The organism is Paenibacillus sp. FSL M8-0334 (genome assembly GCF_038000405.1).
In the GTDB taxonomy this organism is placed as follows: domain Bacteria; phylum Bacillota; class Bacilli; order Paenibacillales; family Paenibacillaceae; genus Paenibacillus_AQ; species Paenibacillus_AQ campinasensis.
In genome coordinates this window covers 141,682-157,848 of sequence record NZ_JBBOCH010000002.1, presented here as the reverse complement: position 1 = coordinate 157,848, position 16,167 = coordinate 141,682, and the positions used below count along the sequence as shown (strand labels likewise).

Here is a 16,167-nt window from a genome sequence, read left to right as displayed (position 1 = left end):
AGTATTAATACGGCATTGCTTGATTCGGCTTCCGGTTCTGAGCCGCTCTATGGAATTCAGTCCTCAGTCGCTGCCCGATCTGTAATATTAATCCTTCCACATCGACCGGGTGATGTTCATGCACCGTTACCTGAACGGCTCCCGACGGCAGATTATAGTTGGTGGTTGTCTCCATTTGGATATCCCTGAAATATCCCGACAATACATTCATCTGCTCTGGACTAATCTGAACGACCTGCGGAGACAGCTGATTGCCGGAATACGCCTGGGTGCGGGCAGGATCGCTGAAGGCCGGAGGACCGAACGATCCCCTGCTTCCGGAATACGAATGGCCGCCAGGCGTGGCATTCCCGTATGTTGGAGCGCCGGGACTGGCGAGCGCATAGCTCGGTGGAGGTGCCGGTACCACGGGCTTCGGAACAGGAGGAGGCTGGGCGATATCCTTTTCTTTTTTGCCAAAGGAGAAGGTTTTGGAGAACCATTTCGTTACATTCTCCTTGCCTGCCTTGAACGTCTCCGTTATCCCGGTGACAGCCCCGCCAATTTTTTCGCCTACATAGCTTCCAACGGCACCGCCTGCAACCGAGCCAACCAAAGTGCCTGCGCCTGGAATAACGGAACCGACCATCCCGCCGATGGTTGCGCCAATGCCTCCACCGATTGCGGAGCCAATCGCCTTATTACGCTCTATGCCAGGCTCTGCCTGTGCAATCGCTTTGGCGTCCGCCAAAAAGCTCAACGGACCCAGGAGGCGTTTGCTGGCACCTTTCAATAGACCAGAAGCTCCCCCGCTTTTGACCGCGGTCTTTGCCGGATTGACCGCTGTCTTAGCGGCACCCGTATTACCGGCAACTACGCCAAGTCCACCGCCGCCGCCACCAAAGAGATTGGAGCCAATCTCCCACGTTTTTTTAGCCACGGTGAGACCTGCCTTTGTCAGATTGCCTACAGTTTCAAGGAAGTCCCCGCCAACCGCCATTCTGCGCAAAGTTTTTCCTTTCCCAACGGGTTTCTTCGGCTTGGTACTAGGGACTTTGTCATTGGTTGGGGTACCTTTGCTTTGGGTTTGCGCGGCTTTGCTTTCAGTTTGTGCGGCTTTAGTTTGGGTTTGTGCAGCTTTTTTGGGGTTGGACTTGCCTTGCCCACCGGTGCCATTATTCAAATCCGGCTTAGCATCGGGGGTATTGCCTTTCTGCGATGGTTTTCTCTTTCCTGGCAGCACTTCCCGAAGAGACTTCGTTTTATCCTTGATCTCACCTATCCCTTTCATCGCAACTGCAGCAAGTAAAACACTTTCAACACCGTTCAACGCTTTATCCATAAATGAGCTGGACTCCTGTCCTCCTCCAATTTGCAGGTTCCCAAGTGCATCGGACAGCCCATGCAAGGCATCGGTGTTCGCCTGAAGAGCATTAACGACAGGGTTAAAGTCCAGTCCCTGAACGACATGGAGGACGTTCACATTTACAAGGGTGTCAATCTGTCTGTGAACATGAAGCTTCACACTGGCCGAGGCGTTAATCACCTCAGATTTCACGCGTTTGATTTTCTCCAGCAGGCCATCCAGCGCTTTCGAAGCACTATCCTTCAGCACGATCTCCGGCGCCATCCGGGTTCTGCCGATCCGCATCACTCGCCCTTCGATGCGTTCGAAGTATCGCTCCATTGCTCTGAGCTCGCGGTTCGCCTTCACCACATTTTTCGGATCGATGACAAGATTCATCCGATAGCTCAATGATTCAGCCATGGATCATTCACCTCCTTTTCAACTTCTGGTTTGACCTGCAGCTGCCAGCTGATCCAATTCCGTCTCGGAAAAGGCCAGCAGCAGCAGTCGTTCGCCCCGTGGCAGACGCCAAAAATCTCCGGGACGGAGATGGTGCCGCGCCCACATGTGGTACAGCATCGTGGTCATTCCCCCGGAGTTGATCAGTTTTTTAGGTCGGAAATCTCAACACCGAAACCGGACAGCTCCAGCACTTTATCGCCGACGGCATCCAGTTCCCCTGCCAGCAGCATGCGGCGAACCGCCTGCTCTCCGCCCGACAGCTTCAACCGGCTGGTAATGCGCGGATCGCCCCATCCGTTCAGCGTCAGTCCTTTCACGGTCAAGCTGCCCGTCGCTTCGGAAATCAGGAGCGCATTAAACGTCTCCGTGTCCACCTTCTCCTCTACCGAGCCCTTCACGCTCCGGCGGACCGTGCAGCGTTCACGAATGCTGTCCACCTTGCTTGAAGTTAATCCATGCAGCGTAATCTGCATGTCCAGCCGCTGGATGCGAACGGTTTCCTCCGGCAGCTTCTCCGCTGCCTCGAACAACTGATCCAGAATTTGTTCTTCGCTTAAATGCTCAAGTTGACTCATGTCTCACTGCTCCTTATGAAAAATATAGAGTTCTTTTATCTGCCTATAGACCCGAGTGACTGTCGTCCCTCATCCGACTGAAGAGAGACGACAACCGCCGGTTAGGGTTCCCCATTTTATGCGTTGAACTGCCTAATTCGCTACAATCGGATCAAGCAGCTCATACCCTTCAAAAGTAAAAGTTGTTTCCTCCTGTATCTCTTCACCAGCGGTCCAATTGGCCAGCTGGATTTTATCCGGCATGCAGCGGATCAGGCGAACGCGTTCATGACCGTATGCTTCCGGGTCGTCCAGCTTCGAAATAATATCGAATTTCGTGAAGCCACGGGCGATCATATCCGAAGTAACCTTGTAACCGCTCATCGTCCCCGTTCCCTTTTTGGAGCCGTTCTTATGCACCGTCCATTCCTGACCGACCAGCTTCAGTTCGCGCTTCTCCAGCTCCACACTGGCCTCCAAGTGATTGATATGCGTCTGCCAGACCCCATCGATATATGCCTGGCCATATGTCCCCGAAATGACTCTTGAAGCATCCAACATGTTGTTTCCTCCTCTACGAAATTAAATATTATTGAACGTAAAAAGTACCGTACAGCTGCTCCATCACATCGGTCAGCTTCACATTCCATTGCAGGAATACCTGATCCGGATCCGGTGTGTTCACAGCCGAGTCGCCATAATACGCCGGGTCAAGAATAACGTCATATCCGTCCGTTTCAATCACCTGACTTAGCGACAATTGACCCAAATACTCCTTGACAGCACCAATAAGCGCTAGTCTTCCTTCTTCCGTATTGTTCACCTTGCCGATATAGGTTTGCTCCGCTGCCTGCTGAAGATCAGCCTGAATCGCATCCATGACGCGAATGGAACGGATTTTTTTCCAAGCGTTGTTTTGGCCTTCGGCCGGGCTAACCAGCGTGTTGATCCCGCGCAGCGCCTTAACTTGGCGTCCGTCAAAGAAGAGCAAGAATACCCCGTTATTCACGGCCGACTCCTGCTCCGAGCGAGTCCAGCGACGGGTAACATCCTCGAATGGTGTCACGGCATACGTTGCTGATTGATTCAAACGCTGCCCTGCAATCAGTCCTGCAACATACGCAGCTGTCAGAGCCGAGCTGTAATCATTTCCGGCTAGACGCACGCCTGTGCCGACATTAATAATTCCTTCATGATTGAGTGCCAGGGATCTAGCTGCTGCCAAATCAGCTGCATTCTTGGCTGTATCGTCCGCTTTGCTTCCGCCAAAAACAGCCATCACGCCGCGGCCTTCACCACGAAGACGCTTCACCCAAGCGGAAAAGCTCTGCAGCAGAGCCATGTCGGCAGCATAGTCAAGTGCAAGCACGTTAAACTCCTGACCTTCCGCTGCATCCTGCATGGCAATATAATCAGCATTGGTCAATCCGCTAATGCCGCTTTCCCCACCGGACAGTCCAGCGCCGCTTACCTCCTCGAGGGACGTGTTGCCGTCCCCTACGACCGAGGCCGTAATCCACTGGTTATTGCTGTCACGATTAACCTGTTCGGCAAGCGATGCGGCTGTACCGTCCGTGCCAGTGTAGGTCCCAAGAAGTTTAGCTCCTTCATATAGCCGAAGCTCCTGTACGGATGGATCAGCCAGCGATGGCTGGACGGTTACTGAGAATTGATTTCCTCTTCTTCCAGGGTACTTCGCCTCCAGCTTGAGTGTATCCTCAGGTTGGCTGGCACTGTTCTGAAGCGTAACGGAAGCCGGGGCTGCGCTGCTGTCTGCAAGACGGTAAGCAAGCAGCTTCTTAGGTCCGCCCAGCAATGCCAGATACAAAGCGTCATAAGCGGTAACACCATTCTCCCTACTGAGGGAATACCTGTCGTCAATCGCCTGCTCGTTTCCAATTTCCACAAACTCCCGCACCGGCCCCCAATCGGCCTTCACGGGTATGATCACTGTACCGCGCGCGCCTCCTTGAATTGCTGAAGCAGCCTGCGCTTTGAAATTCATATACAATCCCGGCAGTACCGGTTTATTAGTGCTTTCCCATGTTCCTCCCGCCATGCTTAGACCACCTTCACTTTCATGAATTGATTAATTTTTTCTTTGACTTCTGCTACCGTATAACGTTCATTGCCGCTCCCATATAGAGCGCCATCTACAACCTCCGGCCGAACGCCAAACAACGCCTTTGCATGCGCCTTCAGTTCCGCGACCTCATAACGGGCATTCAGGGTATCCGATTTCGATTTCACTGTTTTCTTGATCGCCACTCCATGTCCACCTCACTTCATATTGGGATGAATGTGTACACGGCGAATCCACGCCGCATCCTCTACAGCGCGCATTTTTCGCTGCATTAGCTTAAGCTTTACTTGTCCGTCCAGGACAGGATCAGCTTGCAGATTGGCCGTCACGTCCACGACCGTCATATACCGGCGCTCCCCGGCGTCGATCGGAATCATCGCCTTGTCACCAAGCTCCCCGGCGAGCGCTATGGCAGTTTGAAGCTCCATATCCGCCGTGGGCGAAACAACATGGCCAGTAAAGCTTTTTCTCACTTCAACCATGGAGGCTGACGAATTTAACACTTCACAGTCAGTCAACCGCCACATTACCGCATACTCTTCCCGAGATGATGGCCAGCGGGATTGATAGATCTGCCATCGGCTTCCTAGGAATTGTCCTGTCCAAGCCGCCAAATGGCTGAGCCATTCATCCGGCTCCTCGTCAGCCCCTCCCCCATTTACCTCCGGTAAATAGATGCCAAAACGGAGCAATCGAGCAGTTTTCCCCGTCATCGGATCCACCTTGTCTGCCTCCGGCACCCCCAGATAATGAAGTGTGAATGCCTTTCCCTCATCGCTAACGATCCGGCGTCGATGCAGCTCTTGGATCAGCTGTTCAGACCACATATCAAGCTCGTGGAGCATCGGTCTATCCGTATAGAGCAGTAAGCGAATCACTTGCCGATACCCCGCCCAAGCGGATTTCCACACTTCTTCCCCGAGCATGATGACAGCATAATTGCTCTCCATTGTCCCTGCGGGCGGATGCAGATCATACACATGCCCTTCAAGCTCCGGGATGATGCTCGATACCATCTGGCTAATTTCACGTCTCATGGACCCAGCAGCCGAATGTTGGTTGCCTCCACGATTTCCCCATACAACCTCGGCCCCTCCTTTCTCTCCGATATTGGAACCGGGAATGACCAACAGGCTTGACCGCATGAAAAAACCGGCCCTGTTGGCCGGCTGACAGTTCATTACTGTGTTGTTCGGTGCCTCTTGCTTCATTCCCGATGCTATAATCTTACCTTGTTTAAACCCAAGCGGAGACGGTGAAAGGGAGAGGATTCTGCGAAGTTCGGGATGATTATGGGCGGTAAAAAGACGAGTGCCTGATTTCAGCGTGCAGTAACTGCCGTGATGGGCTTGCTGACTGCACAAGGAAGCGAATTGTTCCTGACCCTACCTATGGGACATTCTTTCCGAATGGCTATGATCCGAAGCCGGATTCGTCACCGGAGGCCATTTCCTGTGATTCCATCTCAGTCAGTGCCTGAATACTCTCCATGACAAGTTCCGGGTGCAGCTGCGGAATCATGTGGCCAACTCCCGGATAGAGAATCAGCCTGGAGTGAGGAATGTCCCGATGCAGCCATGTGCTGTGCACCAGGGTCGGGAAGGGATCGGCTTCACCGGCAGCGATGACGACAGGGGCTGCTACTTCGCCATATCGGCTCGATATTTCATCGCAAGCCGGAGCGAACTGGAGCACATCCTCCCGGTTCGCCCGGAATTGTCCGGGCCTGAACCACAAGGCTCGAACCGCTCGGCCGTAAGCCTCGGGAACCCGTTCAGGAGTGAAGGTCGCGTGCATCATGCTTCGGGAGGCTAGATAAGCAAACGGAACGAGAAGCGTATGCAGAAGCAGGCTTCCGAGGATCGGCATCGTTACCAGACGCGACAATCCATCCCCATCGGCAGCAGGATAATTGTCCCTGTACATTCCCCCGCCCACGGTAACCAAGCCTGACACGTCCTCGGGATAATCCAGCGCATAGGTCAGCGCCAACACCCCGCTCCATGAGTGGGCAACCACTATCGAACGCTCGATGCCAAGCTTCCGCAGTGCACCATGCAGCAGTCTTGCCTGGTCTCGTGGCGACATGTTCCGACTCGGCAATCTTTCACTGTATCCATATCCCGGCCGATCAAAGGCCAATGCCCGATAGCCTTGCTTGGCTGCCAATGTCATGACTTCTTTAAAATCCCCACCCCACAGCACCCCGCCATGAAGCAATACAACCGGTTTGCCCTCTCCTTCATCTTGATAATGCAGCCGAATTCCATCCACCTCGACAAACGATCCGGAAGGCGGGTACTTCTTCTCCGCACGGCGCACTGCGATATCACTGCATATATATAGAAGAAACACAACTGCTGCTATCCCCAGCACAACCTCCATTGGGACAACTCCTCCATTCTAATAGGTATTACTTTCGCGTACTAATTAGTATGTCAATTACAAAAGAAAAACGCCAATCGACGTTTCTCCCAGCCTCCAGAGCATAGGCAACTTTCTACAGGATATTCGTTCATTCGTTACTCTCCCCTCGGTTCCTCTGCAGGACGAGGATACAGGCCGTTCCACAGCATGCTTGCCACATCGTCCATCATCACATCCAGCTTAATCTCCTCCCGATGAATGACCGACGTCACCAGCATGCCATGCATGACCGATTGAATGTACACCGATATCGCCTTTGCATCCGGCTCGCCCCACAATCGCCCGCTGCGTTGAAGCTCTGCCAGCATCAGTGCTACCTGATGGTGCAGCTCCTCGAACAGCCCCGCCAGCTTGGACCGGATCCCCGGCTCACGGCTGGATACCAGAAACTCCAGAAACAGAAGCGCGGCATCGGGATTCTCCAGACAGGATGCGCACTGGCCCCGCAGCCAGGAAGAAAGCGCGCGAACCGGATCATCCGCCTCCAGCACGGCCTGGGCCTGCTGTGGAATGAGCCGCTTCTGGGCCGCCATATTGGACTCAAGCAGCGCCACATATAGGTCCTGCTTGCTGGCAAAGTGCCAATACACGGCCCCTTTGGTCATGCCGGCCTCCGCTGCCACTTGGTCGAGCGAGGCTCCGCTGTAACCGAGTCGTGCGAACACCGTACGTGCTGCCTCGATTATTTTGGAGCGGGTATCCCCATGGGACGGCTCCTTCCCCCGATCCCGCATCCATTCTGCAATGTGCGTTCTCATGCGCTCCTTGCTTCCCAGATGGCGTCTGACCGTCGTCCAGTGCACACCCGCCGCGTCCGCAATATCAGCGTAATTGATTTTATCGAGAGGCATCTGCTCGGCTAGTTTTAGCGCCACCTCCATCATTTTCGATTTGGAATCCATAAGGGCCACCATCCTTGATTGTATGATGCAATGTAATAATTACATACTAATAAGTACGTATATATAATATAATTTAGGTCTGGCTTATGTCAATCCGAGGCTATTATCGCCTTATCCGAGTGACAGGAACTGAAATGAAAGGGCATGATGAGCAGCCCCATTATTGACCTGCCCCTACTGCCTGGGCTTCCTCACTCTTTTTCAAGCGGGTGATTGGTTTAACGAGTGTGTCAAGAGACAGCAGTCCGAGCTCGGCCAACACCAGCGCCAGCTTGTAGAACGCCTTGCTCCGAATTTTCACATAGGTGTCCTTGCTTACCGGCGGATCGAAAATATAATTGTACACTTTGTAGTCAAACACATCATCCTGCTTCATGTACCGCTCCCGGATGAGCAGCTGCTCGCGCTCCCCGAGCCGCTCTACAATCGACTCGATCATCTCGCAGTACCGCTGTCTGGCTGCCGGCATGTCTACATTATAGACAGCCACCTGTGCAGTCTGATCCGAGGTTACATTCGTCGGACCATGGAAACGCTCGGTATAGGATGCCGTGATGCTGGCCTCCCTAACCTCGAAGGTAATCGTTTTGTAGATCCGGTATTTTTCAAATATCGCTTCAACGGCACGCTGGGTTTTTCGACGGTCCAGTTCTGGCAACACATGATTCATACGACTTCACTCTCCTGTTCATCATTTGCAGTAACTACCAAGCCCTATTCTTGTCCAACAGCAGTGTTTGTTCCCATTTGGCATCGTTGTCTTTCATGTTTCGTTCGTATGTTTGTTCGTATTTTTCATTAATATACCACTATTTGGTGAAAGCCGTAAAACTCCGTCTCCATCAATTTTGGGTCATATTTCGGAGTCTAGCTTCAATTTCCTTGCCTTTTGGCAATATAACTCTTTTTTGTTTTACCTGTTGGCAAAGACAGGAATTCTGTTTATACTTGAAGCATAGAGGATTTCAGACGGACAAAATGGTGAGGAGTGGCCGGACCGTGGACCAGGAATTTGGTGTATATCTGAAGCAGATCAGGGAAGAGAAGGGCTGGAGCATCAGCAGGCTGGCACAGGCTGCTGAGATCAGCGGCTCCCAAATTTCCAGAATTGAAAACGGGTTAAGAGGCGTGCCCAAGCCGCAAACCCTTCGTAAAATCGCGGATGCGCTGGACGTTCCTTACGAGGAATTGATGAGCCAGGCGGGATATCTGGAAACTGAAGCCGTCCCTGCAGCGGAACTGTCCGTTCCGGTCTGGGCAACGGCCAAGGACAAGCGGGATTTCAAAAAAATGCTGGAGGATGACGGAGAGCTGATGTTTGACGGCATTCCACTCAATCAGGAGGACAAGCAGCGAATCAAGGATGTGCTGACTGGCCTGTTCTGGGAAGCCAAGAAGATGAATAAACGGAAGAAGTAAACCGATGACATTATTGCAAAATTCCGATGCTAAAGGAGCTTTCCGAGCGATTATTAGAATCAATCAACCAATATCATTATTGCAGGTGAACCGGCATGGATGATTATGTACAGGCTTTAATCCGCAAGCTGATCCGAAAATATCATACCAACTGCCCGTTTGAGTTAGCATCCTCTCTGGGAATACATATCCGTTTTGCCGATTTGGGGCAGACGACCAAAGGGCTCTATTTTCGCAAGCTGAGACGGAGATTTATCGTGATCCATAATCAGCTTCCAGCGGAATGGCAGCGTTTTGTGTGCGCCCATGAACTCGGACATGATCGTTTGCACAAAGGAATCAGCCGATTCTTTTTGGAGGAACACTCCTATTTTAGTCCAGGCAAGCTGGAGAGGCAGGCCAATCGCTTCGCCATTGCTCTCTTGACCGCCGACCTTGCAGCATCACCGGGTGAATCCTTGCATGAGTACTACCGACGCGCCGGGGTTCCGCAGGAAATGCTATATTTTTTTTGAAATCAACAGAACATGCGTTCCTGTATAGCTGTTATAATCTGGGGATTGGAAGGCTGGCGCGGTCTCCAGCCTGTTCTATGGATGTATCAGCCCTTCGGCTCGAGAATCGCCACCTGTCTTTTGCCCACCTTGAACCCTTGTATTTTGGTGAAGCGGTCATGTCTTAATTTCTGACTTTTATCGGCGATGACCGCTACTACGGCACGGCCAGGCTCCAGTAAACGATAGACATGCTCAAAAAAATCATGCACAGGATCCGCTCTATCCCCGTTCCAGCTGACGATCTGTCCATAAGGAAGGTCGGTCAGCACAAGGTTTGCCTTATGGGGAAGGTCAAATGGCTCCTGCCAATTCGTAATATCCCCTTGAAAGCAGCGGACCTCCTCAATGGCTGACCGATCCAGCAGCTGCTCCAGGCGGGCAACACTTTGAAGCGCTTCATGGTGCGAGGGCTTATCATAGAGCTGGATCAGCTCCTTGATCTGCTTCTCGCGTCGCTGCATGCCTTCGGGCGTAAGCAAGGACAGATTGTTCCCCGCCAATTCCAGCACGCCGGCGTTCACATCCGAGCCGATGACCTGCTTGAAGCGCTGGCCGTGCAGCAGCCCCGCGACCGTCAACAGGTAGCCGCCCCCGCAGCATGGATCGAATAAGGTATAGGGACCCTCGTTCCCCCTGTCTTCAAGCATGCGTAAACAGCGCTGCACAATCTCGCTGGCAAGCCTCACCGGAAACGAGGTCGTTCCGCGCGCATTGTACAGCACCCGGCCGCTCGCGAAATCCTCGTAGCTGCGCTGTGCCGATTCATATATGTATTCCATTGCCGTTACCTGCCTTTAGTTGATAGTGGATGATTATTGATCCATTGCCGTTTAGATCTGTCTTTACCATTAGTATTATATCCGAGCCGCATATCGCGAGCCAAACAGAAGAAGCAGAAAGCCCGCCCCCACAGGACTGGCTTTCTGCTTCTCACTTAATTGAACCGGACATCGCCGATGCCAAACCACGGATAATAGCTTGCCCCCGCATAAGCACAGCAGACGGCCGCAGCCAGCAAGCCGACCGTCAGCACATCATACCGGGAATACTGAGACGGATAGTAGTACGTTCGCGCCTGACTCCGGTCCCCGTCGAACTGCTTCGCCTCCATCGCCGCAGCCACGCGGTGAGCCCGGCGAATGCTTTGCGCCAGCAGCGGAACTACATATAATCCGGCGCGCACGACCAGCCTGCGCGGGCCGCGAGCCGGCTGTACCCCGCGCACCTTCAGCGCCTGCCGACGAATAAGGAATTCCTCCCACACCATCGGCAGCAGACGGATGGATGCCATGAAGCTGTACGCATACTTGGGCCGAAGCTTAAGCTTCTGCATTAACGCATAGAACAAGTCGACCGATTGCGTTGTGGTTACAAGCAGCAGGCCTTCGGCTGCGAAGGCGATGCCTTTGAACCCGAGGTGCAGACCGCGGTAGAAGCTTTCCTCCGATATTTTGAACAGGCCCCATTGCCACCAGATGGTATCCCCTTTACCGAACAGCATCATCGACGAAGCAGAAGCGAGGAACGCCATCATGAACGGAATGAGAAACAGCAGCATTTTCCAGGGCTGAATGCCGCTTAGAAGCAGCAAGCAAACCGTGAAGATCATCGCTTGATAGATGATGACATCAAGATCATGAGTGAGCACGGTCATGAAGAACAACAGACAGATGACACCCAGCTTCACAACCGGATTCGTCCGATGCAGCCAGGTGTGACGGACAGGTCCCCAGAAGCTCATGAACTCACCTCCGCCAAGGCCATGTCCGATTCTGCCGCATGTAATCTTGGCGACACCTTCTGGGACACCACCCTGCCCTCGCGAATCTCCCATATATGCGTGGCGGCCATCTCAGCGATCTGCAGCTCATGTGTCACCATCAGGATCGCGGTTCCGCTGCGCCGAAGCTGCTCGCACATCTCCAGGATCGCAAACGTATTGCGGGCATCCTGCCCGAAGGTGGGTTCATCCAGCAGCAGAACCGAAGGCTGTCTCGCCATGGCCGTAGCGACACTGAGCCTGCGCTTCTGACCGGTTGACAGCTGATACGGATGCCTTCCTTCCAGCCCATGCAGACCGAAGCGCTCCAGAATGCTGCGAGATGCTTCCTCCGCTTCACTGGCAGGCATACCGTCCACCAGCAAGGAATAAGCAACCTCATCTCCCACACGCTCCGTGACAAACTGAAGCTCCGGATTCTGGAACACAAACCCGATCTGGCGAAGCTGCTGTTCCCTGCGTTTGCGAAGCTTCTTCCGCTTTCCCTTAACCACATGCTCGCCGCCAAGAATGTAGGTCCCTTCAGATGGCAGTAAGCCCATCAGGCTTAGCAGAAGCGAGCTTTTGCCAGCTCCGTTCGGGCCGAGGATCGCCACATAATCACCCGGGAATACCTCCGCATGATCCAATGCGATCACAGGCTGACTGCGCCGCTGGCCTGCGAAGCTCTGCAGCGTGATCTGCGGCTCACGGCTGCAGCGATTCGCGTTCACGCTCGCGTTCGGATTCACGACTTCATTCTCCTGATCCGGACGCCCCCTCCCTTCACCGGAGGAGGCCACCACCGGTTCCAGGGAGGATAACGATCCAGCCGCGCTGCTCGAAGCGATGCGGGGGAACCACTGCTGCCCCGCGCGCGAAGCTGCATAGTCCTCCCACACGCCGGGATACCAGATGCCGTAGGACTTCAGCTCCGATTCATAACGAGCGAACACTTCCTTCGGCGGGCCTTCGCCCAATATCACGCCATCCGGTCCGAACAGCACGATCCGGTCCACATAGTCTGCCATCTCTTCGATCCGGTGCTCCACGATGATCAGGGTACGTCCGGCGGACACTCGCTTCACCGCTTCCCAGATCTGACGCCGGCCTTCCGGATCAAGCAGAGCCGAAGGCTCATCCAGGAACAGCACCTCCGGTTCCAGCAGCAGTGCCGATGCCAGTGCCAGCCGTTGCTTCATTCCTTGTGACAAGTGGCTGATCGGCATATGCAGCTCCTTGAGATGCAGGCCGACCGCATCCAGCGCTTCGCGCATTCTCGCTTTCATCTCGTCCCGGGGGACCGCAAGATTCTCCAGAACGAAAGCCAGCTCCTCATCCACATACGGCATGCAAAACTGCGTGTCCGGATCCTGGAACACGTAAGCCCATGAACGGGGAAGCTGCCGGTTCTCACATTTCATCGGCACCTCGGTCGCCTTCGGAATCATGCCGCTGAGCACCTGCAGCAGCGTCGATTTTCCGCATCCGCTCGGCCCGAGCAGCAGCACTTTTTCACCCGGCGCGGCCTTAAAGGATACATCCTTGAACGTCAGCCGCTCTTCCCCGGGGTATTTCAGCCGGAGCCCCTCCACGGATACTGCCTGCTCCCTAGGCTCTCGAAGCCCTTCCGCCGCCATCGGCTCCCAAGCGGCACTGCGCCCAGTTCCCTGATCAGCCATGGCGCGGATCGTCCAATGCTTCGTAATCCTTCGATGAAGCCGGGCGGAGCAGCGCCGTTACGCCTGTACGCTCAAGCGCCTTCGCCAGCAGCACCATGAGCAGACCGGCGATGACCGCGCCGCTGAGGATACGCATGCCGTATTTGGCAATGAACAGCCAGGATTCCAAATCATCCGTGTAGCTGTAGTAGAAATCGAGCACCATCGAGCCAAGCGCTGCCACAGCTCCTGCCGCTGCAGCAACCCACACGCTGTAGTTCCGGTAGCGGAATGCCGCAAAGACCAGCTCGGCTCCAAGTCCTTGAATCAGCCCGTACATAAGCAGGGTCAGACCCCAGCCGCTGCCAAACAGCACTTCCACGTGCGCGGCCGCCAACTCTGCAATAATCGCGACGCCCGGCTTACGGATCAGCAGAAAAGCAAGCGTTGCCGCTGCAAACCACATCCCGTACAGCAGCTCATCCGCCTGAAACGGCTTGAGCAAGCTATATACCGATCCCCAAAAGTGATACACAATCCCAAACACCAGTGACACCAATACGGTAACCAAAATATCGCTGACTCGCAGTCCTTTCCGGGACTGTAATTCCAAATTTTCTTTAACTGGAACTCCCATAAACCTTCATACCCCTCTCAACCTTTATTTCGTGGCGAACAGGATTGGCAAGATTCGCGCCGGCCGGCTGCTCATTCATTCCAAATCCACACAACAAAAAACCGTCTGGAAAAATGCGCAGACGGAAAATAGGCCCTAGTATAGGCAGGGTCGGATATTCTCTACGCTGGCATTACCCAGTTCAGATTAACGGTCAGCAGCGGGATAACAGCTGCAATCTCAGCCTGATTCACTCAAGCCCCCGTACTCCCTATTCGGTTTTATGCTAATCTAAAAATACACAGCCCATCGCAAATTTGCAAGAACCATTTTACAAATTGACCGATTTATTGATTTCGAATCAAAACTGTGTCAATATCAGATTGTACTTACCATGCGTCTATCAACCGGTGATATGAAACCGCCATCAAGATCCTATAGACACATGCAGGAAAAGGAGAATTTCATGGCTAAACATTTGCTGCGGCTAATGACCGAACTGTCTTCCCGAAAGTGGCTTTCCAAGCTGATGGGGCGCTTCTCTCACAGTGGAGTCAGCCGTTATCTTATACCGACATTCATTCGGGTATATCAAATTCCCGCCCACGAAGCGGAGAAGGAAATTCACGAATACCGCTCGCTGAACGAGTTCTTCTCCCGCAGACTGAAAATCGGCATGCGCTCCATCGATGATACACAGAGCGCCATGGTCAGTCCGGTCGATGCCACCATTACCGCGCAGGGTTTGATTCAGGCAGGCACCATTGTCAATGTGAAGGGGCAAGACTACACGATTGCCGAGCTGCTGAACCACTCCCCGCGAATTGAGCATTATATCAACGGGTATGTATTTGTGCTGTATCTAAGTCCGACGGATTACCACCGCATTCACTCCCCGGTTACCGGCGTGCAGACGGAAAGCGAGCATCTGAAGGGCAAGGTGTACCCGGTCAATGATTTTGCAATGACCCATATCCGGTCCGTGCTGAGCCGGAACGAACGGCTGATTACATACATTGCGCATGAATTCGGCGAGGTCGCTGTTGTGAAGGTTGGCGCGATGAACGTCAGCAGCATTCAATATGTGAGCGACGAGGTCAAGCAGTGGCAGATCGGCGATGAGCTGGCTTACTTCGAATTCGGCTCCACCGTCGTGCTTCTGACCGAAAGCGGCACATTCACGCCACGCGGAGATTTAGAGACCGGCTCAAGGGTCAAAATGGGCGAGCTTCTGGGAGTCCTTCATCCGAATGAAAAAGCAAACTAGTCCCCTGTTCTTGCGTCAGCGTTATTCCCTGCCTGCGTCCTTCTGACGCAGCAGCCTCATGACGATGCGCTGGAACAGCCGGTCCGGCAGCAGAAGCTTCACCCAGGCCGACCACTGGGTCGAACGGGGCAGGCGATAACGAAACTTCGGTTTACGCATAGTGGCAATCCGTGTCACCAGCCTGGCGACCTCCATCGGGTCTCCGGCCTGCTCGGCTGTCCGCTTGGAATAGGCCAGCACGCCGGTTAATACCTCGCGGTACGGGGAATGCTCCCCGCTCTGGATCGCCCCAAAGCTCTTGCGCCAGATCGGGGTGCCATAAGCGCCCGGCTGGACCAGCACCACATCGACACCCCAAGGGGCCAGCTCCATCGACAGGCTTTCACTAAACCCTTCTACCGCGAATTTGGATGCGGCATACGGCCCGTATCCCGGAAAGCCAACCACACCGCTGATGCTGCTGAGCATGATGATTTTGGCGCGCCCGGTTGTACGCAGCAGAGGAAGCATCGCCTGTGTCACCGCCAGCGTGCCAAAAAAGTTCGTCTCCATCTGCCTTCTCCAATCCACAAGCGGCACTTCCTCCACCATGCCCCCGACCGCTTCACCGGCATTATTCACCAGCACGTCGAGACGGCCGTAGGTATCTTCGATGTATGCCGAGGCCTGCTCAATGTGCTCCAGGCGGCAAATGTCCAGCCGCAGCGGATGAATCAACCCGCAAGCCCCTTCCTGTTCCGCACGCAAACGCAGCTCATCTTCTGCCTCCGGTCTCCGAACACCCGCAACTACAATGTATCCGGCTTGGGCCAGCGCCAAGCTGATCAGCATGCCGAAGCCGCTGGAAGCACCTGTGACCAGGGCCACCCGCTGTTCCTCTATCTTTGTCATTCCCCTTCCTCCTTTTGGTTACAGCCAAAAAAAGCGCAGATGATCCCGCAACCGGGTTCAGTCCGGAGCAGGGTGTAATCTGCGCTTTCTGATGCCATGAATCTCTGACAGCGAACGGTGTCGGCGCTTCGTTTAAGCGGTTCAAGCGGAGCGGAGCCCGCAATACCAGCGGGGCCTCGCTCCACCCAGTGCACAAGGACGCCCCAGCGCGCGGGATCCGCACTTCGCCGCCTCATGGCGAA

18 protein-coding genes and 1 riboswitch are annotated in these 16,167 nt (G+C 54.1%); of the genes, 3 read left to right on the top strand and 15 right to left on the bottom strand.

Annotated features, from left to right (window positions below):
• Positions 1-4: 4 nt before the first annotated feature.
• The 10 genes from MKX64_RS14780 to MKX64_RS14735 all read right to left on the bottom strand — a co-directional run bounded on the left by MKX64_RS14780 (position 5) and on the right by MKX64_RS14735 (position 8,425).
• Complete coding sequence (locus MKX64_RS14780) at positions 5-1,747, bottom strand: hypothetical protein (protein ID WP_341036412.1); 1,743 nt, start codon at positions 1,745-1,747, stop codon at positions 5-7.
• 18 nt (positions 1,748-1,765) lie between these two features.
• Positions 1,766-1,906 (bottom strand): hypothetical protein, encoded by a 141-nt coding sequence (locus tag MKX64_RS14775; RefSeq protein ID WP_176475526.1) that lies wholly within the window; start codon positions 1,904-1,906, stop codon positions 1,766-1,768.
• Positions 1,907-1,929: 23 nt separating this feature from the next.
• Positions 1,930-2,364, bottom strand: coding sequence for a phage tail assembly chaperone (locus MKX64_RS14770; protein WP_095264715.1), 435 nt, complete (start codon positions 2,362-2,364; stop codon positions 1,930-1,932).
• 132 nt (positions 2,365-2,496) lie between these two features.
• Positions 2,497-2,904: a phage tail tube protein gene (locus tag MKX64_RS14765; RefSeq protein ID WP_095264714.1), complete on the bottom strand. Its 408-nt coding sequence runs from the start codon at positions 2,902-2,904 to the stop codon at positions 2,497-2,499.
• Between the two features lie 28 nt (positions 2,905-2,932).
• Positions 2,933-4,402 carry a phage tail sheath family protein gene (locus tag MKX64_RS14760; RefSeq protein WP_341036409.1) on the bottom strand — a complete coding sequence of 490 codons (1,470 nt, stop codon included), beginning with the start codon at positions 4,400-4,402 and terminating at the stop codon, positions 2,933-2,935.
• Between the two features lie 2 nt (positions 4,403-4,404).
• The gene (locus MKX64_RS14755) at positions 4,405-4,611 is read right to left on the bottom strand and encodes a hypothetical protein (protein ID WP_095264712.1); all 207 of its coding nucleotides are present in this window, start codon (positions 4,609-4,611) and stop codon (positions 4,405-4,407) included.
• A 12-nt stretch (positions 4,612-4,623) separates the two neighbouring features.
• The gene (locus MKX64_RS14750; protein WP_341036408.1) at positions 4,624-5,463 is read right to left on the bottom strand and encodes a hypothetical protein; all 840 of its coding nucleotides are present in this window, start codon (positions 5,461-5,463) and stop codon (positions 4,624-4,626) included.
• Positions 5,464-5,839: 376 nt separating this feature from the next.
• The gene (locus MKX64_RS14745; protein ID WP_095398154.1) at positions 5,840-6,811 is read right to left on the bottom strand and encodes an alpha/beta fold hydrolase; all 972 of its coding nucleotides are present in this window, start codon (positions 6,809-6,811) and stop codon (positions 5,840-5,842) included.
• Positions 6,812-6,948: 137 nt separating this feature from the next.
• A complete protein-coding gene (locus MKX64_RS14740) occupies positions 6,949-7,755 on the bottom strand; it encodes a TetR/AcrR family transcriptional regulator (RefSeq protein WP_341036406.1) in 807 nt (268 codons plus the stop codon).
• A 160-nt stretch (positions 7,756-7,915) separates the two neighbouring features.
• The gene (locus tag MKX64_RS14735; RefSeq protein ID WP_095264709.1) at positions 7,916-8,425 is read right to left on the bottom strand and encodes an ArpU family phage packaging/lysis transcriptional regulator; all 510 of its coding nucleotides are present in this window, start codon (positions 8,423-8,425) and stop codon (positions 7,916-7,918) included.
• Positions 8,426-8,754: 329 nt separating this feature from the next.
• On the opposite strand from MKX64_RS14735, the gene MKX64_RS14730 reads away from it, so the two are divergent.
• Positions 8,755-9,174, top strand: coding sequence for a helix-turn-helix domain-containing protein (locus MKX64_RS14730; protein ID WP_095264708.1), 420 nt, complete (start codon positions 8,755-8,757; stop codon positions 9,172-9,174).
• A 95-nt stretch (positions 9,175-9,269) separates the two neighbouring features.
• A complete protein-coding gene (locus MKX64_RS14725) occupies positions 9,270-9,689 on the top strand; it encodes an ImmA/IrrE family metallo-endopeptidase (protein WP_095398156.1) in 420 nt (139 codons plus the stop codon).
• 86 nt (positions 9,690-9,775) lie between these two features.
• Here the strand turns inward: MKX64_RS14725 and MKX64_RS14720 are convergent, their stop codons facing one another.
• The 4 genes from MKX64_RS14720 to MKX64_RS14705 form a co-directional block, all read right to left on the bottom strand.
• Positions 9,776-10,510: a hypothetical protein gene (locus MKX64_RS14720; RefSeq protein ID WP_155618040.1), complete on the bottom strand. Its 735-nt coding sequence runs from the start codon at positions 10,508-10,510 to the stop codon at positions 9,776-9,778.
• Between the two features lie 155 nt (positions 10,511-10,665).
• A complete protein-coding gene (locus tag MKX64_RS14715; protein ID WP_095264705.1) occupies positions 10,666-11,472 on the bottom strand; it encodes an energy-coupling factor transporter transmembrane component T family protein in 807 nt (268 codons plus the stop codon).
• The gene (locus MKX64_RS14710) at positions 11,469-13,130 is read right to left on the bottom strand and encodes an ABC transporter ATP-binding protein (RefSeq protein ID WP_095264755.1); all 1,662 of its coding nucleotides are present in this window, start codon (positions 13,128-13,130) and stop codon (positions 11,469-11,471) included. The genes MKX64_RS14715 and MKX64_RS14710 overlap by 4 nt, the downstream gene beginning before the upstream one ends.
• 34 nt (positions 13,131-13,164) lie before the next feature.
• Positions 13,165-13,788 carry an ECF transporter S component gene (locus MKX64_RS14705; RefSeq protein WP_095264704.1) on the bottom strand — a complete coding sequence of 208 codons (624 nt, stop codon included), beginning with the start codon at positions 13,786-13,788 and terminating at the stop codon, positions 13,165-13,167.
• 141 nt (positions 13,789-13,929) lie between these two features.
• Positions 13,930-14,043, bottom strand: a riboswitch (TPP riboswitch).
• A gap of 190 nt (positions 14,044-14,233) precedes the next feature.
• Here MKX64_RS14705 and asd point away from each other — a divergent pair.
• On the top strand, positions 14,234-15,034 hold the full coding sequence (gene asd / locus MKX64_RS14700; RefSeq protein ID WP_095264703.1) for an archaetidylserine decarboxylase: 801 nt from the start codon (positions 14,234-14,236) through the stop codon (positions 15,032-15,034).
• Between the two features lie 21 nt (positions 15,035-15,055).
• Here asd and MKX64_RS14695 read toward each other — a convergent pair whose 3' ends face one another.
• Positions 15,056-15,925: an SDR family oxidoreductase gene (locus MKX64_RS14695; protein ID WP_155618039.1), complete on the bottom strand. Its 870-nt coding sequence runs from the start codon at positions 15,923-15,925 to the stop codon at positions 15,056-15,058.
• Positions 15,926-16,167 lie beyond the last annotated feature (242 nt).